General features: G+C 60.7%; 22 protein-coding genes, 1 tRNA gene and 2 pseudogenes. 7 read left to right on the forward strand and 18 right to left on the reverse strand.

The window, feature by feature from the left end:
- Window positions 1-18 precede the first annotated feature (18 nt).
- The 4 genes from G6N54_RS11680 to G6N54_RS11695 are packed head-to-tail and all read right to left on the reverse strand — an operon-like array spanning window position 19 to window position 5,177.
- Window positions 19-2,256 (reverse strand): PfaD family polyunsaturated fatty acid/polyketide biosynthesis protein, encoded by a 2,238-nt coding sequence (locus G6N54_RS11680; protein WP_163794678.1) that lies wholly within the window; start codon window positions 2,254-2,256, stop codon window positions 19-21.
- Between the two features lie 11 nt (window positions 2,257-2,267).
- Complete coding sequence (locus G6N54_RS11685; protein WP_264078170.1) at window positions 2,268-3,155, reverse strand: ACP S-malonyltransferase; 888 nt, start codon at window positions 3,153-3,155, stop codon at window positions 2,268-2,270.
- Between the two features lie 13 nt (window positions 3,156-3,168).
- The gene (locus tag G6N54_RS11690; protein WP_163790301.1) at window positions 3,169-3,945 is read right to left on the reverse strand and encodes an enoyl-CoA hydratase-related protein; all 777 of its coding nucleotides are present in this window, start codon (window positions 3,943-3,945) and stop codon (window positions 3,169-3,171) included.
- The gene (locus G6N54_RS11695; RefSeq protein WP_163790302.1) at window positions 3,936-5,177 is read right to left on the reverse strand and encodes a hydroxymethylglutaryl-CoA synthase family protein; all 1,242 of its coding nucleotides are present in this window, start codon (window positions 5,175-5,177) and stop codon (window positions 3,936-3,938) included. The genes G6N54_RS11690 and G6N54_RS11695 overlap by 10 nt, the downstream gene beginning before the upstream one ends.
- A 116-nt stretch (window positions 5,178-5,293) precedes the next feature.
- Here G6N54_RS11695 and G6N54_RS11700 point away from each other — a divergent pair, with 116 nt between their 5' ends.
- A complete protein-coding gene (locus G6N54_RS11700; protein ID WP_264078172.1) occupies window positions 5,294-5,815 on the forward strand; it encodes a DUF1697 domain-containing protein in 522 nt (173 codons plus the stop codon).
- A 48-nt stretch (window positions 5,816-5,863) separates the two neighbouring features.
- Here G6N54_RS11700 and G6N54_RS11705 read toward each other — a convergent pair whose 3' ends face one another.
- Together G6N54_RS11705 and G6N54_RS11710 are read right to left on the reverse strand one after the other, a co-directional pair.
- Complete coding sequence (locus G6N54_RS11705; RefSeq protein WP_163790304.1) at window positions 5,864-6,262, reverse strand: DUF3224 domain-containing protein; 399 nt, start codon at window positions 6,260-6,262, stop codon at window positions 5,864-5,866.
- Between the two features lie 198 nt (window positions 6,263-6,460).
- On the reverse strand, window positions 6,461-6,844 hold the full coding sequence (locus G6N54_RS11710; protein WP_163790305.1) for a VOC family protein: 384 nt from the start codon (window positions 6,842-6,844) through the stop codon (window positions 6,461-6,463).
- A 38-nt stretch (window positions 6,845-6,882) separates the two neighbouring features.
- Here G6N54_RS11710 and G6N54_RS31335 point away from each other — a divergent pair, with 38 nt between their 5' ends.
- Complete coding sequence (locus G6N54_RS31335; protein ID WP_308207225.1) at window positions 6,883-7,752, forward strand: helix-turn-helix domain-containing protein; 870 nt, start codon at window positions 6,883-6,885, stop codon at window positions 7,750-7,752.
- Between the two features lie 281 nt (window positions 7,753-8,033).
- Here G6N54_RS31335 and G6N54_RS31555 read toward each other — a convergent pair whose 3' ends face one another.
- Both G6N54_RS31555 and G6N54_RS11725 read right to left on the reverse strand, forming a co-directional pair.
- The gene (locus tag G6N54_RS31555; RefSeq protein WP_372513146.1) at window positions 8,034-8,873 is read right to left on the reverse strand and encodes a Crp/Fnr family transcriptional regulator; all 840 of its coding nucleotides are present in this window, start codon (window positions 8,871-8,873) and stop codon (window positions 8,034-8,036) included.
- Window positions 8,870-9,526 carry an FAD-dependent monooxygenase gene (locus G6N54_RS11725; RefSeq protein ID WP_163790307.1) on the reverse strand — a complete coding sequence of 219 codons (657 nt, stop codon included), beginning with the start codon at window positions 9,524-9,526 and terminating at the stop codon, window positions 8,870-8,872. Before G6N54_RS11725 ends, G6N54_RS31555 begins: the two co-directional genes overlap by 4 nt.
- A 1,951-nt stretch (window positions 9,527-11,477) precedes the next feature.
- Between G6N54_RS11725 and G6N54_RS30475 the strand changes: the two genes are divergently transcribed.
- The 5 genes and pseudogenes from G6N54_RS30475 to G6N54_RS31560 form a co-directional block, all read left to right on the forward strand.
- The gene (locus G6N54_RS30475) at window positions 11,478-11,744 is read left to right on the forward strand and encodes a tyrosine-type recombinase/integrase (RefSeq protein ID WP_232073768.1); all 267 of its coding nucleotides are present in this window, start codon (window positions 11,478-11,480) and stop codon (window positions 11,742-11,744) included.
- 9 nt (window positions 11,745-11,753) lie between these two features.
- Window positions 11,754-11,882: pseudogene (locus G6N54_RS11735) on the forward strand (hypothetical protein); the annotation flags it as partial.
- A gap of 1,140 nt (window positions 11,883-13,022) precedes the next feature.
- A complete protein-coding gene (locus tag G6N54_RS11740) occupies window positions 13,023-13,757 on the forward strand; it encodes a FadR/GntR family transcriptional regulator (RefSeq protein ID WP_163790309.1) in 735 nt (244 codons plus the stop codon).
- Complete coding sequence (locus tag G6N54_RS11745) at window positions 13,754-14,422, forward strand: sterol desaturase family protein (protein WP_163790310.1); 669 nt, start codon at window positions 13,754-13,756, stop codon at window positions 14,420-14,422. Before G6N54_RS11740 ends, G6N54_RS11745 begins: the two co-directional genes overlap by 4 nt.
- Before the next feature lie 854 nt (window positions 14,423-15,276).
- Window positions 15,277-15,438: pseudogene (locus G6N54_RS31560) on the forward strand (hypothetical protein); the annotation flags it as partial.
- Here the strand turns inward: G6N54_RS31560 and G6N54_RS30480 are convergent.
- The 10 genes from G6N54_RS30480 to G6N54_RS11795 all read right to left on the reverse strand — a co-directional run bounded on the left by G6N54_RS30480 (window position 15,373) and on the right by G6N54_RS11795 (window position 21,267).
- On the reverse strand, window positions 15,373-15,681 hold the full coding sequence (locus G6N54_RS30480) for a hypothetical protein (RefSeq protein ID WP_232073675.1): 309 nt from the start codon (window positions 15,679-15,681) through the stop codon (window positions 15,373-15,375). The pseudogene G6N54_RS31560 and the gene G6N54_RS30480 overlap by 66 nt on opposite strands.
- 170 nt (window positions 15,682-15,851) lie before the next feature.
- Window positions 15,852-15,925, reverse strand: a tRNA-Met gene (locus tag G6N54_RS11755).
- 76 nt (window positions 15,926-16,001) lie between these two features.
- Window positions 16,002-16,538 carry a cupin domain-containing protein gene (locus G6N54_RS11760; protein WP_163790312.1) on the reverse strand — a complete coding sequence of 179 codons (537 nt, stop codon included), beginning with the start codon at window positions 16,536-16,538 and terminating at the stop codon, window positions 16,002-16,004.
- A gap of 35 nt (window positions 16,539-16,573) precedes the next feature.
- Complete coding sequence (locus tag G6N54_RS11765; protein ID WP_163790313.1) at window positions 16,574-17,074, reverse strand: Dps family protein; 501 nt, start codon at window positions 17,072-17,074, stop codon at window positions 16,574-16,576.
- A complete protein-coding gene (locus G6N54_RS11770) occupies window positions 17,071-17,790 on the reverse strand; it encodes a nitroreductase family protein (protein ID WP_163790314.1) in 720 nt (239 codons plus the stop codon). Before G6N54_RS11770 ends, G6N54_RS11765 begins: the two co-directional genes overlap by 4 nt.
- A 17-nt stretch (window positions 17,791-17,807) precedes the next feature.
- The gene (locus tag G6N54_RS11775) at window positions 17,808-18,458 is read right to left on the reverse strand and encodes an HD domain-containing protein (RefSeq protein WP_163790315.1); all 651 of its coding nucleotides are present in this window, start codon (window positions 18,456-18,458) and stop codon (window positions 17,808-17,810) included.
- A gap of 27 nt (window positions 18,459-18,485) precedes the next feature.
- Window positions 18,486-18,893, reverse strand: coding sequence for an alpha/beta fold hydrolase (locus G6N54_RS30485; RefSeq protein ID WP_163790316.1), 408 nt, complete (start codon window positions 18,891-18,893; stop codon window positions 18,486-18,488).
- A gap of 75 nt (window positions 18,894-18,968) precedes the next feature.
- Window positions 18,969-19,196: an alpha/beta fold hydrolase gene (locus tag G6N54_RS30490; protein ID WP_163790317.1), complete on the reverse strand. Its 228-nt coding sequence runs from the start codon at window positions 19,194-19,196 to the stop codon at window positions 18,969-18,971.
- Window positions 19,197-19,201: 5 nt separating this feature from the next.
- Entirely contained in the window at window positions 19,202-20,542 is a 1,341-nt protein-coding gene (locus tag G6N54_RS11790) for an FAD-dependent oxidoreductase (protein ID WP_163790318.1), read from the reverse strand.
- Window positions 20,543-20,616: 74 nt separating this feature from the next.
- Window positions 20,617-21,267, reverse strand: coding sequence for an HD domain-containing protein (locus G6N54_RS11795; RefSeq protein WP_163790319.1), 651 nt, complete (start codon window positions 21,265-21,267; stop codon window positions 20,617-20,619).
- Window positions 21,268-21,359 lie beyond the last annotated feature (92 nt).

The following is a 21,359-nucleotide window of genomic DNA, read 5'->3' on the forward strand; positions in this document are numbered from 1 at the left end:
GAGCGCACCAGTCGCTGCTCAGATGTGCGCACCGAGCACTCTGCGGGCCCCGCTCAGCAAATGGTCAGCGACGACGTCCACGTTTCGTGTACGCCAGTTCTGAAGGTCGCTGTCGCGAAGATATGCGTTAAGAGCCCCCATCGCTGGGCCGCTGTGAATTTGAAAATCGGCGCGCTGGGTGATGTCGCCAACGAGGGCGGACTGCATACTGCGGGCAAAGTATGTTTTGAAAGTGCGGGCCATCCGTGCGCGTGGTTGGGTAGTCACCCTCGCCAGTTCTTTTGGGTTGGCGTGTTCCAGGCGAACCCGGGCCATGTCCCAAGCGTGGCCTAGGCTGCATCCCAGGTAACGCTCGACCATCTTGCGGGTGTCTCCGTCGAGATCGTCGAGTGATCTGTGGGCGCGGTAGACCTGATAGAGGTAGTTGGCTCTGGCGGGAAATAGGGTCGCTTTTCGAACCACTTGGACCCGGGCACCTAATTCGAACATGTCTCCGGCTGGTGCGTATGTCGTGTCGCCAACATCGATTTGAGCGAGCAGGTCTTTCACAGCATCGGATGTGCCGGCTTCAGGCGTGCACTGATTCACCGATCCGGTTACGACAAACTCTGCACCGAGCACGAACGCAGCAGCGATCGATTCGGGTGTGCCCAGCCCGCCCGCTGCGCCGATACGCACGACCTCGTCGAGGTTTTGCGACGCGTACTGGTCCCGCAGCCGAGTCATCGAGGGTATTAGGGCCAACGCGACGCCAGCGTCGGTATGCCCCCCAGAATCGGCCTCAACGCAGATGTCTGCGGCCACCGGAAGCCGTCGGGCCGCGGCCACCTCGTCGGCATTTAAGAGACCCTCGGCGCGAAGGTTGGCTAGCAGCTGCTCCGATGGTGGCTGCAAAAAGAGGGCGGCGACCTCGCGGCGCGACACTTTGGCGATGACACGGTGGGGTGCGACCGCGCGACCGCCGTCAATATGGGCTCCGCGGTACCGGAATCTCAAAAGAGGTTCTGTGAGTTGGGTGTAAGCGGCTGCTTCGACCATAGAAACGCCGTGACGAAGATAGAGCTCTACCCGGCGCTGTTCTTCTTCAGGTTGCTCGGGTGTGGCCAGTAGATTCACCGCGTATGGGATATCGGGCGCCAGGGCAGCGCTGATATGTGTCAGACCGCTTTCGATTTCAGGAAGGCCTAGTCCCCCAGTTCCCAGGACACCAAGAAGGCCAGCGCGACCCATCCGGACAACCAGCGCCGGTGAGGCGATGCCTCGATACATTGCACCGGCAACATAGGGCTCGCGTACTCCGTGAGCTTTACAGAAGTTGCGGCCGGGCGTGTAGATGTCAATTGCCGATATGAGCGTAGCCGTCAACCGTTTTCCGTTGCTTTGAGATGGAGCGATCCGGTTTGGCTCGCGATCTTCATCACAGCCGGGAGCGGGTGCCGTGGTGGCTGCCAACCAGAAGTCCATCAGCGTTCGGCCGGGGCCGAGCTGACGGGCGTGGTTGACCCCCTGGCTACGCAGGTACTGAAGACAGTCCCACCAGCGCACTTGTGAACGCATCTGCCGTCCGAGAAGACGACGGATTTCACCGGGTGGGTAGGGCCGTCCAGTGACGTTTGAGATGACCACACGATCGGGGTCGCGAAACGCTACACCATTCAGCACCATAGCGAAGCGGTCAGCGGCCGCTTCCATATGGCTAGAGTGGAACGCCGCGCTGACTGCCAGCGGCACCGCCCGGGCGGCACGCGTCGTTCGGCAGTGCGCGACAAGGCGGTCAATGACATCCTTAGCGCCGGCCAGCACCACCTGTGACGGCGTGTTGAGGTTGGCGATTTCTAGAGCATTCGCGGCGGCGTCGCGCAGCAACGCGTCGAGGTCGACTTCACCGACGACTGCGGCCATAGCGCCGCCGCGGGCTTGGCCCATGAGCAGAGCGCGCTCATTGACCAAAGTGAATGCGTCATCGAATTCCAGCGCCCCCGCGAATTCAAGGGCGTTGTATTCGCCGAGACTGTGTCCAAGAACAATGGACGGCGGGGTGTTCTCTTTCAGTGCATGTCGTGCTGATAACGCGTTGACGAGAAACAGCGCAGGTTGCGCCCATCGAGTTTCACTGAGACGTCGTTCTGGATCCTGTAGACACAATTGTCGCATGTCAGTTCCAACGATAGCGTCGCAACGAGCGACGAGATCAGGGTATTCGTCGAACAGTCCTTCGCCCATTCCACGATGTTGTGAACCCTGACCGGGAAACATCCAGGCTGTGGTCACGACACCATGCGTTCTGACAACGCAGCCGAAGCAGCCATGACCGGTTCGGGTATAAATCGTTCCCAGAGGCCATCGAGCACTCGGCCTGGTCCGACCTGTGTGAGACTATCGACACCCTGGTCGCGCAGAAATTGCATGGTTTCCACCCACCGAACGGGGCTACGCATTTGTCGAGCGAGTACATCGCGGACCGTGCCGGGCTCATAAGGGAGGGCGGTGACGTTGGCAACCGTGGGAACCCACGGGTCACCAATATCCGCCTGGGACAGATCGCAAGCGAATTTCTCAGCGGCAGGTTGGGTGTGCCGGGAATGGAAGCCACCCGAAAGGCGAAGGTGAACACTGCTACCTTTTTGGTGACGATCAATCTCACAATGCAAGGCCCGTAGTTGAGCCATATCGCCGGAAACGACGGTTTGATCAGGCAGGTTGTAGTTAGCGATTTCGATTTGTGGACCGATTTGTTCGATGAGGTCAGTCAGTTCGAGCAGACTGAGTCCGACGACGGCAAGCATGCCACCCTGAGCGACCTCGGACATCAGTTGAGCACGACGAGCGACCAGCTCCAGGCCTGTATCAAAATCGATGCTGCCAGAAGCACACAGGGCGTTGTATTCACCAAGGCTGTGTCCGGCAAAGAAGTCTGGCCAACCGTGGAGCCTTCGCCGATGTAAAAATGTTAGATGATTTACATAAAATAGTGCAGGTTGGCAATACAACGTGTTGCTCAGAATCCCGTTAGGGTCTTCTAGACAAATTCGGCGGATCGAGTAACCGAGGACGTCGTCAGCACGACGCTCCAGACCGGGGTACAAGTCGATGAGCTCCTCGCCCATGCCCTGTCGCTGAGTTCCTTGCCCGGGGAACACCCACGCTGAGGTCATCGCCCATTCCCCTTCATGTTGGTTGCCACGGCAGCTGCTGGTTGTCAGCGAATTGTTGGAGTCGATTCACCATGCCGGGGTCAATGAGAAAGCCCTCAAGGGAGTCGATAGCGTTTTGTAGAGTTCGGTCATCGAGAGGCCAAAGTGTCCGAAAGTAACGTTTGGCGGCGCCGATACTGCCCGGTTGCGTCCTCCGTAGACGATTGAGCAGGAGCTGCATCGAACGCTGAGGCTGGTCTTCTACGGTGTCTACAAGTCCTGCAGCCTTGGCGCTGTCGACATCGATGGGGATCGTGGAAAGCGCCATTTGTTGACATAGCCGATAGCCGGCACGCCGAATGAGGAACGGGGCGACCAGGCATGGCACTAAGCCCCATAACGCTTCCGGTAAACAGAACGAGCTTCGCGGGGTGGCGAACACAAAGTCGCAGGCAGCGGCCAGGCCCACGCCGCCGCCGGTGGCCCGCCCGTCGACGACACAAATCACAGCAACGTCGGCGGTAGTGAAGCGATCAAGCAGATGCACGAAGGCTTCGCCTCCAGCGCCACGAACCTGCGAGTTCTGTGCCGCCGCCGCTAAGTCCATCCCGTCACAGAAGACGCTTCCACTACTTTCGATGACGAAGGCTCTTGCCGCAAGGTCGTTTTCACAATCAGTGATTGCGCGGCCCAACGCGTCGATGAGTTGGGGGGTCAGGACGTTGCGACGGTCGGGGCGTGAAAGCTGGGCGCGGTGCCACGCGGCGCCGTATTCAACGATTAGATCCGCGGATATATTGGTCATGCCCATCGGTACACGCGGTGGTAGTTCTTAATACTTTCCAAAACGAGCAGGCTCTTGCCGTCGATTGCCGAGTTGAGTAGGTGCCCATAAGGCCGGGTGTCGGGCTCGGAGTTCTCGACGCCCGCCATCCGCTCGAGCGCGAGATCAGCAATTATCTCGTAGTCGTCCATCTCCAGCTCGTGGCGGTCGGCGATCTGTTCGGGGATGCGAAGCGCGGAGACAGCAGCGGCCGATTCGGGCGTGACAACGCCACTATAGAACTCTGATGAGCAGCCGGACCCGTATGAAAACAGTCCTATCCGTTGAGGTTCCACGACAGTGGCATAGGTCAGATAGGAGCAGATCGCCAGGTACAGCGCGGCTGAGTAGAAGTTGCCGACGTCTTGACAAAATCGGATTGACGGTTCGACTCGGCGGATAAAATCGCCATCAATTTCTTCGAGTGACATTGTCGCAACACGACGCAACAAACGGCGGTGCGCGCTCTTAACCATTCCAGCAAACGGCGTGTGCAGGACGAGGCCGCCGAACGTATCACAGATATCGGCATTCTCCACGACCTCGGCGTAGTGGGCGAACGATGCTTCCAGGCAGCTCATGTAGGACATAAGGGATAGGTCGCTATCGCCGGCCTCGACGTCCGGGCGGGGGCGAAACGTGTCACTCACTTCGTAGCTGTGGTAACCATTGGCGCCATGGTCCAGACTTAGGATGTGTCCTTCGCGACCAATGAGCATGGCGACCGCACCGGCACCCTGCGATGGTTCCCAATAAGTGGAGCGCGCTGCGACGCTAGCGGCGTCGGCCGCGATTACCAGAGCCCTAACCTCTCGGGAGCTGCTCCGTATAAATCCGCTGGCCATTTGTAGCGCGGCAGTGCCTCCGTAGCAGGCGTGTTTAGTTTCAAAGGTACGGCAGCGGCGGCTTAGATTTAGATAGTCCAGTACGTATGTGCTTAACGCCTTGCCGAAATCAATACCTGACTCAGTGCCGACGATGACCAACTCGATCGTCTCACGTTCCTCATCGGTCATTGCGCGGACGATGGGAGCCGCAGCGTTCACTGCATTCGTGACTGCGTCCTCAATCGGTAGGTTCACCGACTTACGGCGCATTAAAAGATTCTGCATTCGCGTTCTGTCCAACCCGCGCGCATTGAACAATGTCGCCACATCCAGACTGAACCTGCCAACGTATGGATTGATGGCCTCGATACCAACATCACTTCCCGCACCCAATGGTCCGCACCTCCCGCAACGGATTCAAACATCGCCGAGGTCCGCGGCGATGCTCACTTCTGGCCAGCTCCGAAACACGTTGCCCGATTTACTAATTAGCCATGCGGTTCGCGTCAATGCTTCGGGGTATCAATGTGAGCGGACACCGCAAGGTCTCTATGGCTGACCTTGTCGGCGTTTGCGAGGATCTCGGCTACCGAGATGTACGCAGCTATGCGCAAAGCGGAAATCTTGTCTTTGACGCAGGTCGCGTGACAGCACCGCGAGTCGCCAAGTCCCTCAAAGCGGCGATCCGCGACACCTTCAACTACGACGACGTTGACGCGCTGATTAGGACGGGAGCCGATTTGGCTGCCTTAGTTCAGGCCAACCCCTATCTAGCCGACGGGGCAGACCCAAAAACGCTGCATCTGACAATGTTCTCGGCCGCGCCAGTAAGGCCCCTCGCCGATGACGGCGCTTGGCGTCCAGACGGTTTCACAATCGCCAATCTGGAGGCATATGTGGTGTGCCCCAATGGCTACGGTCGCACCAAGCTGAATAATTCCTTCTTCGAGAACAAGCTTGGCGTACGCGCAACAACCCGAAATTGGCGAACCATCACCGCACTCGCACAAATGACTGAGGAGCTGCGGTAGGGGTGCGCGCGGCCCGCAGCTCCTCAGCCCGAAAAGGGTCAGTACAGCTCAGTCCCCGAAATCGCAGTCAAGCTGGAACACCTCGCCCGACGGCCCCTGCACGATCTCGCCCCGACCAGTCAGCGCCGCAAAGTCCCCATCTCCCGCGTGCGGAACCACGATCCATTCGCCCGACCGCCCTTCGGCGGGCGTCATCAGAGCGCTGTGCCGAACGACAAAGGTTCCTTTGCGGTCCCCTATCGTGCCCGTAATGTGCTCGAATGCAACGTAAGCCATCGCATTCTCTACGGGTGTCTTTATAGCAATTAGCTGCACAACACTGGTACCTTCAAGGTCGCCAGTGAACGTCTTATCAAAGATCGTGTGACTCAGCTGACCAGAAAATCCTTCGGCCGGCTGTTCTTCGCGCGAAATCACAGTGAAATCAGCATTTATACGCTCGGTCATCTTCGACTGTCCTTTCGATGATCAACTTTTCCGAAGTACCTACGCCTCCGACGGCGAGAAATTTACCCTAGTCGCGTACCCCATACTGAGCACATCTGCGCATTCTCCCGCTTTGGGGCCCATAAATCACAGAGACAACCGAGCAAATCTCACCAGAGGCTTTGAGAACTTTCGACCCACATAACAATCTAGGCTTTTTTACTGTTCTACTTTTGGAGGACAGAGACAGAACGGGTGGCCGTCCGGGTCGAGCATGACTCGATAAGAATTGCCTCCCGGTTGTTCGGAGGCCACAGTGGCGCCCAAGCCCGTAGCACGAGATATTCCAGCGTTCAGATCATCTACTCGGAAGTCTAGATGGAATTGCTGAGGCTGGTTCTGACTCGGCCATTCAGGGGCTTTGTAGTCTTCGACCCCCTGGAAGTTGATGGTATGAGAGCCGACCTGTATCGCGGCAACTCCGTACTCGGGGTAGTTCCCGACGACCTCACCGCCGGACAGGTCGGCGTAGAACCGAGCCAACCCGGCGGCGTCGGAGCAGTCGATAGTAAAGGCCAGTAAGTTGATCTCCGGAAGCGTCACCGCTCAAGACTAGGGCCGAACCGTGAGGGGTGTCTTGGATGAATGCGACAGATCCGCCACTGAGAGCTAACCATGATCCGTGGCGGTCGGTAGTGCGGCGCGACGGACTAAAACAGCTGGTCCAGCGAGTACTGCTGCCTGGTAGTGGAACCCTCGCTGGCTGGGTCGATCACACATGGGCGCTGTCGTGGTCTGAACCGGTGCCGGCTGCGCTGTCGGCCGTCATTGGCTCACCGTGTGTGCACCTCACGATCGAGGACGGTCCGCCGGGGGCTTTTCGACACGGGCACGAGCTGCCGGCTGCCCTGCTCCATGGTGTCGTCACCGAGCGATTCGCTACCGACCTGCCAGCTCCCGGATGGACGGTTGGACTGCGGCTGACACCCGGTGCCGCGTTTGATCTGATAGGCGTTCCGGTAAGCACGTGGACTGGGCGGGTTTTGTCATGGAGCCAGGCTTGGCCGGGATGGGACTTGTCAGAAGTTCGTGCGGCTCAAGACAATCACACTCGCGCCAAGGCGCTGGAAGCGGCCGCAATAGAGATGATCGGCAGCCGAAATCCTTCGCCCGGTGGGCATCGCGCACGGAGCGTTGTACGCCTTGCCGTGACCGATCGGACTGTGCATTCAGTAACCGATTTAGCGGCGCGCCTTTCCGTCTCGCGGCGAACACTGGAGCGGTTGTGCAACGACCACATCGGCGTTTCCCCGGGCTGGATACTACGGCGGGAGCGGATAATCCAAGTTCATCAACTATTTCGCGAGACAGACCTGACAGTCGGGGAGGCTGCCGACCTCCTAGGGTGGTGCGACCAGGCGCATCTAACCAATGCATACTCAAGGATCGCCGGTGTTACGCCGGCCCGCTTACAACAACACCTTCGCGCCGATCAAGCGAAGCTCCACTAGCTAAGTCGATTGACGTTCTCTCTGCACTTCCAAATGCCGGGATGCCTCGTTCCAGCTGGCGATCCCGACAGTAGCTAATGACGCTATCGCCGTAGGCCGACTGCCGCCGGAAATTTGCGCCGAACAACTCTGTCAGTAACCTCCGCGAGGGCGTATGTCTGCGGCCTTCAGATGAGACTCGTCAGCCGCGAGCTATTCTAGAGAATTACCGGACCTGATACAAACAAGCACTTTACATCCCGACCCTGGCGTTTCCGGATGATACACGGGATGGTCGAGGGTCAAACGTTGTGCGCCAGGTAGCGCATGAGGGATTCCCGGTGTATCCGGAGAGCGCCTCCACGTTCCCGGATTACAGCGCCATTATCGATAAAGTTACGAAGAAAAAGCCCAATTCGTGAACGAGTAGTTCCCACCATGGAAGCAAATTCTTCTTGAGTGATTCGGAGCCGTAGATAAGAAAAATCCCCGGAGTGAGCAGCGATTGTGTTTGCAAGATCCAGAAGTATCGCTCCGAACCGGTACTCACAGTCAGCCGTCACAAAATCAATGATCATCTTCCGCTGGCTAATGATCCGACGCGATAAGTAACGAATGAAGTCCGCACGCCAGTCCTCGTCTTCTAAGTTGGCGTGCAATTGTGAGACACCAAAGCGGTACAGCCTAGTCCGCGTCATGGCAACCGCGAATTCATACATAGATGGGCCCCCGAAGAACAGATCACCAATCAGGTCCCCTCGAGTGTATATTCCAAGTAGACAACTCTTTCCCTCCCGAGACGTCGCTACAATCTTGACAAAGCCTCGTTCGATACAATAGACCCATTGGTTTGAATTGTGCGTATTATAAATCATGTCGCCGCGATTGGCATCAATAACCACCGGCGGAACCGGGTCCGAATTAGCTAGATGAACTAGAGCAGCAACCGGAAATGAATCGCGTACGGCTACCCCCGGCTTTCCTGAGTACCTCATCTGGGCATCGGACACCCGACATGACCGCGGGCCTGTTGCGTGTCCATGATGGTTAACTAGCCGGGCTGGCTCACGGTCGCATATCGCGTCGGTATGCGATTCAGTTGCCCCACTCATATTTTTCCCAGTCATATTTTCCCCATTCATATTATCGGTCCACAGCAATACAGCGAAACGGACCAGAGCGTCGATTGCATGAATTCTGGGTCTTCAACTAAATCCACAACAACATAATTCTCGCAAGAGGCACGTATCGCCATCGCGCACGATTGGGCAATTCTCGCTCTCGAAACCCATCCGATACTGGTTTCAAGTGTGAATTCCTTATCCTTGTGTTGCAATACCGTAGCGGCAATCGGACGTCGTTCGGGCTCATAGGTTTCCAACAACAAGGTTTGGGAGACTTCGCCATTCTCGCCTTGTGCCAGCTTCCATCCCAGATTCACCCTATCGCCAATTCCAAGATTGAATCTCTCTCCTTCGGCCGGATTATGAATGCGGCCGGGATCGCCGGCCAGTAACGCGCTTCCGATCCGGAAGCGGCTGGCGATCCGGCTGGGGAAGCGAAAAATGGTCACCCAGTCGATATCTGACAATTGCGCATCGGCATCAAAGTAGAACTCAAACCGGCACCGAAGATGACTGCCGTCAATTAGCGAAAGAAACCCAACAAACCCCATCATTACGTCGGCAAGCAACCCGCACTGCAAATAGTTCTGACCACCGAACTCGGTGTCAAGTAGTCGACTAACGGTACTGCTCGCCCTGTCCGCGCCGATCAGCCAGCCGGTGAATAGCATTTTGCCTCCTGCGCCGCTGCGTACCAGGACACGAACGCCAGCGCACTCTTCGACCGGATCCACAAGGGAGCAACGCCATTCGATATCGACGCCGTACCGCCCGAGCGCGGCGATGAGTAGGCGTTCGGTCTAAGATTGCTGCAGAGACAGCGCAAAAGAATGTCGGATCCATCTCTACATCTCTGCACCGAAGATCTCCTGTCATGAGTAGGAGGCGCTGCCGGGAACCGCTTTATCGACAGTGGCGGGGCCCATTCCTCGTCGGTGCGCACAAACTAAGGCCGACATCGTCGACATACCGGGCCCGCCCTGCGAGCAAAATCCCTCACCTTTCCGGGACTGCCGCCTTCGACAAGGCGTCTGCACACCACGGCAAGTCCGTTTGGCCGGTCGCGCCCGTTGCGTAGGAGGCTCGTTGGTCCTCGCGCTCTGATCGCTCCATCGGTCCACGCGCGGGTCAGCGTTCGCGATGTCGGCTTCGGCAAACTTATATACGAAATGAAGGCTCATATATGATTCTCATAATCAAATGTAACATCGGCTCTCATATATAGGTCAACGTGACATAGATCACACCAACTTGCCTAGGCCCGATCGCTAAACCGTTGGCAACTAACCGATTTGATCAGATCAGTGCGATTCCTCGCTTCTCTTGTTAGAACAGATGAACGCATTCCAGCGAGCTCTGCTAGCCGTCGCCATCCAACCGACCCTGTTCTTCGTCGTAGCTCTAGCTACCATCGCGCTATGCCACGATGCGACCCCATGACGACCGCACACGCGTAGAAGAGGGGACAGCGAACTGGTGGCGCTGCTCGGTGCCGCACACATACGTGGTCTGATCAGTTCCACTCCGGCGCAGTTGGAAGGCTAGCCCAACTCGGGTGCTCAATGGCGATCGATCTGGCGCGACACGGCCTGTTAACCATCCGAGAAGGTGCTTGGATCCCGAAATCATCTGCGCAGAAACACTGTCGTCCCCGATTCCCCGCGTGAAGTCGCCATCTTGCGCGAGTGCACGATATCCCCCAGCGTGGGCGCGATGGATACTGAACGACGTCCTTGATGCATTTACGTGTCGCGGCCTTGCGGAGCACGGGGCGTCAGAAGTGGCAACCGACTCTAGCGATTGGACGGCAGGAGTGGGCTACCGCCATAGCGTGCTCGACAGCAATGTCGAGCGCGTTGTGCGGCAAGAACTTCGGTTGAGATTCGTCGACCCCCACGAGGGTTTCGCAGCGGGACCCCTCAAACCCTCCATGTGAACCCCAAACCAAACCAGGCACCGCTGCCCTACGCATCCTGCGCGCACTCCCCTGGAAGCTCGACTCAACGGGCGAAACGTACCTCGCGCTCACGGTTGACGACGCGCTATCTTCCGGTTGGACGCCTAGCAGCCTTATAGCGCATCTTTCGCAGCGCCCAGACGGTGTTCGTTATCCGGCGCGGGTACTGGCTCGACGTCTCGCAGAACTCCCCGAGCCGTGAGCCGGTATGCGGCGGCGCGGCTAATACCTAGCAAAGTTGCTGCACGAGGGACCGTAAGCAATAGAGGAATGTCGTTAAATACGTTGTCGTGCGATGTAACTCACCTCCTTTCTGTTGGATCTGTGGACGTTTGTTGTTCCTTCAGCGCTCCCTGAGGGCTGCAGCGCGGGCAGAAGGCAGCTGCTTCGGTTCCGTCCGACACGGTGACTGTGATGGTGCGTGATTGCGGGTCCTCGCATCACCGCACCAAGGCGCAGTCAAGGGGGTTCGTCTGGGCCAAGGACAAAGCAGGCGACAAAACCAAGAACTCCGACCAGACAATCTCGATCGATCGCGGCAAGGTTGCAGCGTTACACGAATGGCGCAGAGCCCAGAACCGCGAGCGTGAGTTCTTCGCGCCGACTACGACTCCGGCGATTATGTCTTCACCTTCGAGGACGAGCGCCCACCGCACCCCGACACCATCAGACAACGTTTCGACCGTCTCGCGGCAGCCGCAGGACTATCGCGGATCACCTTCCACGATCTGCGGCACTCCTACGCGACCGGCGCGCTTAAAGCCACCATAAGCCCGAAGGTGATAAGCGAGCGCATCGGCCATCCTAACGTTGGATTCTTCCCGCAGACCTATGCGCATGTTCTGCGAAAGGATGACCGCGACGCCGCAGAGCGGGCGGCCGCATTCCTCATCGGCAACGGACGGCATCCGACCGACGAATACGACTCCTAGATAGCCCCCGGAGGATTGGCCAGCGGAGTGATGCGTCCCGGCGACGAGGTGGTGGTGCTCCCGGTCGGCAAGATCAGCCGGATCACCGCGATCGAGGGCCCGAACGGTCCTGTGGAGGAAGCGTTTCCGCCGATGGCCAGGGTCCGGCGCTGCTCTCGCACCTCGAAGAGGTCCCGCTGAGCAGGGCTGAGCCGGCGACGAGCAGGACTGCGAGGCCCCCCCAAATCGGCGCATTACCGAACAGTACAACGGTGAAGGTCCAACGGAAGAGAAGCTCTCTAATACTTTAGAGATTTGCATTGCCATCGGTTTGGCGCGAGTGCCACCGGCCCGAACCGGCCATCGCGATAGCGAGTGAGGCCAGCGGGTAGGCCGCAGACTTCGCCGGCACAATCGTCGACCTCATGCTGGGCGACCGCACTCCCACTCGCTTATCGACTTCTACACCCCTCGCTATTTCCGGTACCACGCTGCGCCGCAATCGCTTTCACTGTCCTGTCTAAATAGATCTCGCGGCTTTCGCCTCAGACCTGGCGATTGGCCGACCGCCTGGCGTTCCGGAGCGGGGGTCCCGATGCCGGTAGCACTTGTTTACCGGCAAGCGTCAATAACGCGTACTACATCTTCTCGTAACCACGTAGCTGACGTGACCCTCAGGGGCACCGGTTCAAGCTCGCTCGTTGGTTATCGAGCACGAAACGCGTTGCAAAAGCGATTATTTCAATGCAAGCGTTAGATCCGTCGATAAACGGCGATTCGTCACCGTGACGGTTGAACGCCTAATGCGGTTGCACGCCAGCATCATCCAGTCCATGAAACAGTCTGTTCGGTCGGCTTGTGCACCGACGATATTTTGGTGCCGACGTGGCGGTGCCCGGTCGGCTTCGCGGGCAAAGGGGGCGCGGTAGTCGGCATCAGCCGATATGTGTGCCGACAACGTTCGAACAGGCCTTCCGCCAACGTATCCCGGTGATGCTTACCGGCCCCCTACCGGCGGGCTGGTTCGCCGGGTTGCGCAATAGAGCGTGCAGGTAAATCACCCCCGCCAGAGCCGGTCACCAAGTCCGTGAATTTGGTAGCGTGCGCATTGTTGACCAGCCCCTGTCCGATCCCGCCCCATCCGCTGCAGCGCATCGTGTGCAATATGGCGGCATCGAATATGGCGGGTTTCCAGTAAACGCCGCTAGCAGCCCGCCATGCCGTGGCCGCCAGCATGACCCGAGTCATAAATGGTCTGACCACTTGACGTCTGGCCAATTATCCGGCATGTTGGGCCGTATGGCTCTGCGACCCGTGACTCGACAGTCGATACCCGAGGGTGTCTTCGAACAGATCATGTCTGATGTTCTCAGCGGTGAGATGGCGCCCGGAGAGCTGCTGCCCAGTGAGCGCAGGCTCGCGGAGGTGCTGGGTGTGTCCCGGCCGGCGGTTCGTGAGGCGCTCAAACGCCTCATCGCTGCCGGCCTGGTCGAGGTTCGGCAAGGGGATGCCACGACTGTGCGGGACTATCGCCGTCACGCAGGGCTGGACCTGCTGCCTCGCTTGTTGCTCCGCGGTGGCGATCGCGCTGACGAGCTGGATCTTGAGGTGGTGCGCAGCATTTTGGAGACCCGGCTGCACAACGGACCCAAAGTTGCGGAGCTGGCTGCGGAACGCGGGAGCCCGGACGCGGCCGGCCTGATCGACGGCGCCGTGGGTGCGCTGGCCGCCGAAGAGGATCCAGTGGAACGTCAGCGCGCCGCGCTGACGTTCTGGGACCACGTCGTCGATGCCGCCGACTCCATCGTCTTCCGCCTAATGTTTAACACCCTTCGCGCCACCTACGAGCCGGCGCTGCCGGCCCTTGCCACGGTGATGGCCGCCGAGGTCAGTCACCCGGAGCGGTACCGGGAGGTCGCGCGGATGATCGCCGCCGGTGATCCCGCGGGCGCGAAGCGTGCCGCGACCGAACTGCTCGAGCCGGCCACCCACGGCCTGCTCACCGCCCTGTCTGACTGGGATGAACTGCGATGACGACACAGGTACGCGGCAACTTCACGTTGTCCGAGGCCGGCCGGGAGTTTTGGCGCCACCCTTCCCCCTTGGTCATCGCGCTGGCGTTCGCCGGGGCGCTCACGGCCCGCGTCGGCGACTGGCGACTCAGCGACGCCGTCCTGCCGGCACTCATGGTCGCCGCTTTTCCGATTTTCGAGTGGAGCATCCACGTCGCCATCCTGCACTGGCGGCCGCGCAGCCTTGGCCGCTTCGCCGTGGATCCTTTGTTGGCGCGCAAGCATCGCGAGCATCACTGCGATCCGCGGCAAATCGAGCTCATCTTCATCCCGTGGCAGACGCTGGTCTGGGTGATCCCGATGGCCGTCGCCATAGCGTTGACGGCATTCCCCCGACTCGGCCTCGGACTGACGTACCTGGTCTCGTTGACCGCACTCGGACTGGTCTACGAGTGGACGCATTACCTCATCCACACCGACTACAAGGCGAAAACTGGTGTGTACCGGTCGATTTGGCGTAATCACCGACGGCACCACTTCAAGAACGAACATTACTGGTTCACCGTCACCTCCACCGGAACTGCGGACCGGCTGCTCGGAACGTACCCGAATCAGTCGACGGTACCGACCTCGCCGACAGCCAAGGATCTGCATGGCTGCACCGCAGGCCGTGTGGTCGCTGATTAGTGATGTGACGCAAGCCAAGGGTGCATCGCAAACCGTGAGCGGCGCGATCGGGGAGCGAGGTGACGTTTCCGCGGCGACCACATGAGCAGGAGCACGGCGAATTCAAATATGGCGGGTTACCGGTAAACTGGGCTGTATTATCAAATGTGCTGTTGCACAACCCTATTCATCTATTTTGGATTGATGGCCACCGCGAACCGTCTTTTATGGTTAATCCGCGGCCGTTGACCGGCGACGCTGTTGGCTCCTGTCCCCTGCCATGGCGCGGTAGCCCTCCCACACCCCTGGAGTACTGGGGCTTCCATGAAGTGATCACCCGGAATCGCGTGTTGCTGACACGCAGCGATCGGGTTACCGATGCGGTGCGCTAGCCGAGCAAGGACGCGGCGCGGGAGCTCGGAGCCACCTGTTGGTTCCGACGGCGGCGGCCTTGGCTTGGCCGTTGCCGCGTGCGGTGACGGGTTGGTCGTCAGCCACGTTGTAAGTGCCGGAAGGCGCTTCGAGTGCGGCGCCGCGCTGACGGCATCGGCGACGTGGATCGAGGAGGCGTAGCTGTCAGAGCGGCGCCTGAGCGTGTCGGTCAACACCATTCACCGCCACCTGCGCGCCGCAGGCAAAGTGACACCCACACCACAGCGACGTCCCAAGTCCTCCTACATCCGCTTTGCCGCCGAACAGCCCAACGAGCGCCGGCAGGCCGACTTCACCCACTGGTGGCTGGCCGACCACACCCACGTCGATGGCAGAATTCCGCAAAGCCATTGCCATTCATGGCGTTCCAGCCTCCACATTGACCGACAACGGCATGGTCTTCACCACCCGCCTATCCGGAGGCAAAGGCGGACGCAACGGTTTTGAAAACGAACTACGCCGCCTCGCCGTCACCCAGATCAACTCCACCCCCAACCACCCCACCACCTGCGGGAAAGTCGAAAGATTCCATCAGACCCTCAAAAAAATGGCTCACCCATCAACCCCGCCCCACAACCCTGGCCCAACTGCAAAACCAGCTCGACGCCTTCGTCGAGGCCTACAACCACCGCCGCCCACACCGCGCCCTGGCCCACCACACCACCCCAGCAGTCGCCTACACCGCCCGCCCCAAAGCCGACCCAGCAAACCGCACCGACAGCCACAACCGCGTCCGCCGCGACCGCATCGACCAAGCCGGCGTCATCACCCTGCGCGTCAACGGACGCCTGCACCACATCGGCGTCGGACGAACCTACACGGGCACCCGAGTCCTGGTCCTCGTCCAAGACCTACACATCAGAATCATCCACGCCAGCACCGGACAACTCCTCCGCGAGCTAACCCTCAACCCCGCAACCGACTACCAACCCACCGGCGCCCCAAAGGCCCCACAAAGAAAAAGGCCTGAACCTAACGCAGGTTCAGACCTATTCCGATGTCCTGAGACATCACATAGTAGCGGGGACAGGATTCGAACCTGCGACCTCTGGGTTATGAGCCCAGCGAGCTACCGAGCTGCTCCACCCCGCGTCGGTAAATACCAGGTTACCGAACTGGTGTCGAGCCGACCAAATCGCGCGCTCAGCGGGGGTATTAGGTGCTCACCTCAGTGTGAAGGCGGCTTCAGCCCGTACCGTTGCGCGATGTCGTCCATCCAGGCCGGCGACCCGTAGGTCAGCCCGTACTTGTCGGCGAGTTCGCCGAACTGGGGCAGCTCGTGCAGCGGTTTGCCCGTCGGGTCGTCCGCGTGCTCGACGAGCAGCTCGCCGAGTTCACGGAAGTAGTTCTCGAACCCGCCCGGAGTGATGATCTCGACGATGCGGCCCGGCACGGTGCCGGCGTTCCACATGGCGTGCATCTGCCCGCGCGGCTTGGTGATATCGCCGCCCGGACCGAGCACCACCTCGCTGTCCTCGGAGCGGAAGCCGATCTCACCCGCCAGCACAATTGAGTGCTCGTCCTCGCGGGTGTGCCGGTGCGCCGCGGTCAGCAAGCCGACCTCGAACGGATGCTCGACGATGGAGACCTCGCCGCCGTTGGTCTTGCCGGACAGCTTGAACACCGCCCCGAAGCCCGGCAGCGCCACCACCTCGCCCTCCCCCGGCTGCACGACACTGACCCCGATTTGATTTCCCTCGGCCATTTGAACTGCCTCCCGGTTCGGTGTTCCTGAATGGCTTAGGCGATGCCGTTCTCGGACTTGAGCAGCCACGCCTCTTTTTCCAGTCGATCAATGATCGCTTGCAACAGGTCGGCGGTCGAGGGATCGACGGCGTCAACACCGTCGTGCACGGCGCGCATCGTGCTCACGACGGCATAGATCCGATTGCTGATCATGTCGGCCGCCTCGGTGGCGTCGAGCAAGCCCGCCGGTATGGCGGGCACGGACGTCGTCGCGGCGACCGTGTCGGAGCGGGCGTCGGGAACCGCGTCCAGCGCGCGCACGCGTTCGGCGATCGCGTCGCTGGCCGCGCGCGCCGCGTCGACGATGGTGTCCAGCTGCAGATGCAGATCGCGGAAGTTGGTCCCGACGACGTTCCAGTGCGCTTGCTTGGCTTGCAGCTGCAGTTCGATCAAGTCGACCAGGACGGTCTGCAGATCGTCGTAGAAGCCGACCGGACCGTGAAACACGTTGACCTCGTGGGTATTACGACGTTGGGTAGCCAGCGAAGTGGTCATGGGTGGTTCCCTTCGTTTTGCGGGCGATGCTTCAGTTCGCCACGGTCTGAGGCGTGCCAGAGCGGCTGTGGCACTTCGATTCCGAACGGCTTGCCCCAGCCGTTGCGAGATGAAACCTCGTGCACGGGATGGCGATTGGCCGCGACTCCCCACTTGCCCAACGGGTACCCGAGGGTCAGCATGGCCGACATCTTCCAGCCCTGCTCCACCGGAACCCCCAACAGCTCGTTCACCCGGTCCTCGAAATTGCGAAGCACCATCGTCATCACGCCGCCGACGCCCTCAGCGCGGGCGGCGAGCAACACACTCCAGATCGCCGGGTAGATGTTGGCGCCGCCGAGGTCGTCGATGGCGAAAACGAACAGCAGCAGCGGAATTTCTTCGAAATGGTCTGCCAGGTAATCCCCCGAGCCCTTCATTCGGCGCATCGTGTCGGCGTGAGCGGCCGGGTCCGCTCCCGGCGCCGTTGCCACCATCGGTCCCGTCCCGGACTTGAATTTGTCGTATTCGATCGCGCGGACTTGCCGGTACAGTTGCGCGAACTCGCGGATGAGTTCCCGATCGTCGACGGCCACGAAGTGCCACCGTTGCGTGTTGCCCCCGTTGGGAGCGCGAACGGCCGCGTCGAGAATCCGCGCCTGCGTCTCCAACGGAATCGGATCCGGCCGCAATCGCCGCATCATCCGGGTGGTGTAAAGCCCTTCGTAGATGTTCATTTCGCTGTTCCTTTCCGCTACTCGGGCAGGGTGTTGTTGAGAATGAGGTCGACCATGTTCCCCCGCTCGAACGTGGGGTCAAAGAACGCCAGCACGTCGTCGTTCATGGTCCCGAACGTGGTGGCCGGCCGATGCTTCATGCCGTCGTTGAACGCGGCCAGGATGCGGTTCTTGAAGTCCGGACGTGGGTGGGCGACGGTCACCGCGGCGATGTCCTCCGCGGTGAGTTGCTCGCGGCCGACGCCGACCACGTCGGTCTTGACACCGGCTGCCAGCAGCGCGGTTTCCGGGTCGAGGCGGGCGGGCACCTCGGGGGTTGTATGCAGCGCGATGCCGAGCCAGACCTTGTCGGCATCGGCTTGTCCGACACCGTGTTCCAGCAGGAAATCGCGCGCGGCGTCGGCACCGTCGATCTCAAAGCGCTGGGTCGATGCGCGGTAGCGGGTGGCCAGACCGAGGTCGTGGAACATCGCCGCGATGTAGAGCAGCTCCGGGTCCGGTTGCAGGCCCAGGCGGCGACCGTGCAGCGCGCCGAATAGGAACACGCGACGGGAGTGGTGATAGAGCACGTCTTCTTCGGCGCCGCGAATGAACTCGGTTGCCTCGCGGACGAGTTCGGTGTCGGGGATCACGATGGCGGCGATGGTCTGCATCGATTGAATGGCCATGATTGCTTCTCCTCCATTGTCTTTTGCTCAGTTTGTGGTGTTGTCGAGGATCGCGTTGGCCACCTCGTCGGGATGGGTCAGCAATCCGTTGTGCGTGCCCGGAACGACGATGGGCTGCACGCCAATCCGGGCGGCGGATTCGGCCGCGGGCCGCGGCATCGCCAGGTCGTCGGCGCCGGTGATGTAGGCCATCGGGATCCCGAGATCGAGCGGATGGATGTCGAGGGCGCCGAGAAAGTAGCCACCGGGCTGAAGCGTCAACAGATTGGCCACGAACCGCTGCAGGTCGGGACAGACGCCTTGCATCAACTCCTGCTCGACGTATTGCAGGGTCGCCGGAACGGCGCCAAGCGGGGATTGCGTGATCCACCGCAACGCGGAAAGCCGTTTATCGGGTGGATTCTCGTCGATCAGCGACCTGCCGGGCAGTGGCACGTGCCCGTTGTAGTAGACGAGTTGCTCGACACGGCCGGCAAGCAGCGCAGCGGCGCCGGCGGCGGGGAAGCCACCTCAGCTGTGCGCGACCAACACCGCGCCGGATTCCAGGTGCCGCACCCGTTCGGCGATGTACTCGATCGCATCCCGCAGTTGGTATCTCCGCGAAAGGTCGTCGCCGTCGTTCATCCCCGGCAGCGTCAACGTGATCGCCCGATGACCCGCCGCACGGAGCCGCTCGGCGACCAGTCGCCACGACCATGCTCCATGCCAGGCGCCCGGAATCAGTACGTACGTCGACACCCGACTCACCCCACCATGCGCAGCAGCGTCGAAGGGCGGATCAACTCCGCACGCGGACCAACCATGTTCATCAGGCGCAGGAATCGTTGGGCCATCATCGGATCGGTTCGGGCAGCAGACACCATGCGGTCCACAAGAGCGTTCCGCACCAGCACCGACATGGTGCGCCTCCCGGCTATTTGCGGTAACGCCAGGTCCGAACTCACCGCCGTCTGCCAAGCAACGCCAATCGCATTGGCACACAGACCGAAAACCCGCCGCGGTAGGTTACCGTCGCCCTGCGCAAGGCAATCACGCAGGATCAGCGCTTCGCTGGCCGCAACCGACATACCCTGGCCGTAAAGAGGATTGAAACTGCACACGGCGTCGCCCATCACGATCAGACCGTCGGGTGTGCGCACCATCTTGTCGTAACGCCGCCACCGGTTGGCGGGAAACTTGTACTGCACGACGTCCGCGAGTGGTTCCGCGGACCGCGCTACGGCCAGTACATGTGGGGGTGCGATGCCGTCCAGGCAATCGAACACAGCGGCGCGATCTTTGGGCGCCGGCTGTCCGGCGAGCGTCTGCACCGCGAGCATGTGGACGTCGTTCTCCCCCGCCGTCATCGCGAATGCCACTGGGCGGCTGGGTCGTGCCGCGGTGAGCGTCGAGTTCTCCCGCAGCTTGCCCGGCTCTACATAAACGGGCAGGCCCGCGTACGTGACGTGCACCTTCAACTGGTCTACCCGCGGCCGACCATAGCCGAGTTCCTCGAGAAATAGCGGTGTCCGCGAGCCCCGCCCGGTGGCGTCGACGACAAGGTCTGCCTCCCATGTGGTTTCGATGCCAGAGTCGCGCTGCGCCAAGACGACACCGGTCACGCGGTCGCGCTCCCGGGTCGACGTCAGCCGCACCGCATCGCGGCCCTGCAGCAACTCCACGTTGGCTATGGCATGCACGCGGCGACGCAGACTCCACTCGAGAAACGGCCGGTGCGCGTAGTGGATGACGATGGACCCGGGATCGGGAACATGGCCCGAACGCAGTAGCTGATCTCCGCCGAAAGTGATGCACAGCCGCGACAGGTCGCCGTCGTTCCACACGCGCGCGCCACCGGCGACCAGCTCGTCGAGGAATCCGGGAAGCAGTTCGTCCAGAATCCGGGTCAGCCGGGCGGGAGGAATGTGCGGCATGCCGCCCTGCGGCACCCCGCGACGCGTCTGCGGTCCGTCCGGGAGGACGTCACGCTCCACAACCAGCACGGTGCTGTAAAAGTCGGCCAGCACCCGCGCGGCCAGCAATCCAGCGATGCTGGCCCCGAGAACTATTGCGGTATCCCGAGATTGGGACACATTCGTGCTCACATCGACTCCTCTGATGATCCCCGCGACACACGCGCCGGCAGTGTCGCGAGACGCCGGCTCGTCGCCGGCGGCGCCTACTCGGGCCAGGTGTTGGTCAAGATGATGTCGACGAAGTTGTCGCGAGCGAACGTCGGGTCGAAATGCGCCAACACATCGTCGTTGACCGTGCCGAAGGTGCTCTGCGGGCGGTGCTCCATCCCATCGTTGAACGCAGCCAGGATGCGCCGCTTGAAATCCGGACGCGGATGCGCAGCGGTGACCGCGTCCAGCGCCTCGGGTGAAAGCTCGTCGCGGTCGATGCCCAGCACGTCGGTTTCGACGCCCGCAGTCACCAGGGCAACTTCGGGTGCCAGAAACTCCGGGATGCCGGGAGTGGTGTGCAACGCGATGCTGAGCCACACCTTGTCGGCGTCGGCCTCGTCGACGTCGTGCTCGAGCAGGAACGTGCGTGCTGCGTTGGCGCTGTCGACCTCGAAGCGCAGCTGCGAGGTGCGGTAGCGCTCGGTGAGGCCCAGGTCGTGGAACATCGCCCCGGCGTAGAGCAGCTCCAGGTTGGGTTCCAACCCGCGGCGACGTCCCTGCAGTGCTCCGAACAGGAACACCCGGCGAGAGTGGTCGAAGAGCAGGTCGTCTTCGGCTTCGCGGATGTGGGCGGTGATCTCGCGCACCAGAGCGGTGTCGGGTATCGCGATATCGGCAATGGTGTCCATCAATTGAATATCCATGATCTCGCCTCCTCGTTGGTGTTGATGCAAGTTTGCGGGGGTACCGGCACATCGACCCTCGTCGTTCCAGCCGTCTTCTCCACAGAAAGCGA

This window comes from Mycobacterium stomatepiae (genome assembly GCF_010731715.1).
In the GTDB taxonomy this organism is placed as follows: Bacteria; Actinomycetota; Actinomycetes; order Mycobacteriales; family Mycobacteriaceae; genus Mycobacterium; species Mycobacterium stomatepiae.

What these genes read in the sequence shown, in the direction of transcription:
- G6N54_RS11680 (WP_163794678.1), bottom strand. Translation starts at nt 2,256, where the DNA reads ATGTTTCCCGGTCAGGGTTCACAACATCGTGGAATGGGCGAAGGACTG.
- G6N54_RS11685 (WP_264078170.1), bottom strand. Translation starts at nt 3,155, where the DNA reads ATGACCTCAGCGTGGGTGTTCCCCGGGCAAGGAACTCAGCGACAGGGC.
- G6N54_RS11690 (WP_163790301.1), bottom strand. Translation starts at nt 3,945, where the DNA reads ATGGGCATGACCAATATATCCGCGGATCTAATCGTTGAATACGGCGCC.
- G6N54_RS11700 (WP_264078172.1), top strand. Translation starts at nt 5,294, where the DNA reads ATGCTTCGGGGTATCAATGTGAGCGGACACCGCAAGGTCTCTATGGCT.
- G6N54_RS11705 (WP_163790304.1), bottom strand. Translation starts at nt 6,262, where the DNA reads ATGACCGAGCGTATAAATGCTGATTTCACTGTGATTTCGCGCGAAGAA.
- G6N54_RS31335 (WP_308207225.1), top strand. Translation starts at nt 6,883, where the DNA reads ATGAATGCGACAGATCCGCCACTGAGAGCTAACCATGATCCGTGGCGG.
- G6N54_RS31555 (WP_372513146.1), bottom strand. Translation starts at nt 8,873, where the DNA reads ATGAATGGGGAAAATATGACTGGGAAAAATATGAGTGGGGCAACTGAA.
- G6N54_RS11725 (WP_163790307.1), bottom strand. Translation starts at nt 9,526, where the DNA reads ATGCTATTCACCGGCTGGCTGATCGGCGCGGACAGGGCGAGCAGTACC.
- G6N54_RS11740 (WP_163790309.1), top strand. Translation starts at nt 13,023, where the DNA reads ATGGCTCTGCGACCCGTGACTCGACAGTCGATACCCGAGGGTGTCTTC.
- G6N54_RS11745 (WP_163790310.1), top strand. Translation starts at nt 13,754, where the DNA reads ATGACGACACAGGTACGCGGCAACTTCACGTTGTCCGAGGCCGGCCGG.
- G6N54_RS11760 (WP_163790312.1), bottom strand. Translation starts at nt 16,538, where the DNA reads ATGGCCGAGGGAAATCAAATCGGGGTCAGTGTCGTGCAGCCGGGGGAG.
- G6N54_RS11765 (WP_163790313.1), bottom strand. Translation starts at nt 17,074, where the DNA reads ATGACCACTTCGCTGGCTACCCAACGTCGTAATACCCACGAGGTCAAC.
- G6N54_RS11770 (WP_163790314.1), bottom strand. Translation starts at nt 17,790, where the DNA reads ATGAACATCTACGAAGGGCTTTACACCACCCGGATGATGCGGCGATTG.
- G6N54_RS11775 (WP_163790315.1), bottom strand. Translation starts at nt 18,458, where the DNA reads ATGGCCATTCAATCGATGCAGACCATCGCCGCCATCGTGATCCCCGAC.
- G6N54_RS11795 (WP_163790319.1), bottom strand. Translation starts at nt 21,267, where the DNA reads ATGGATATTCAATTGATGGACACCATTGCCGATATCGCGATACCCGAC.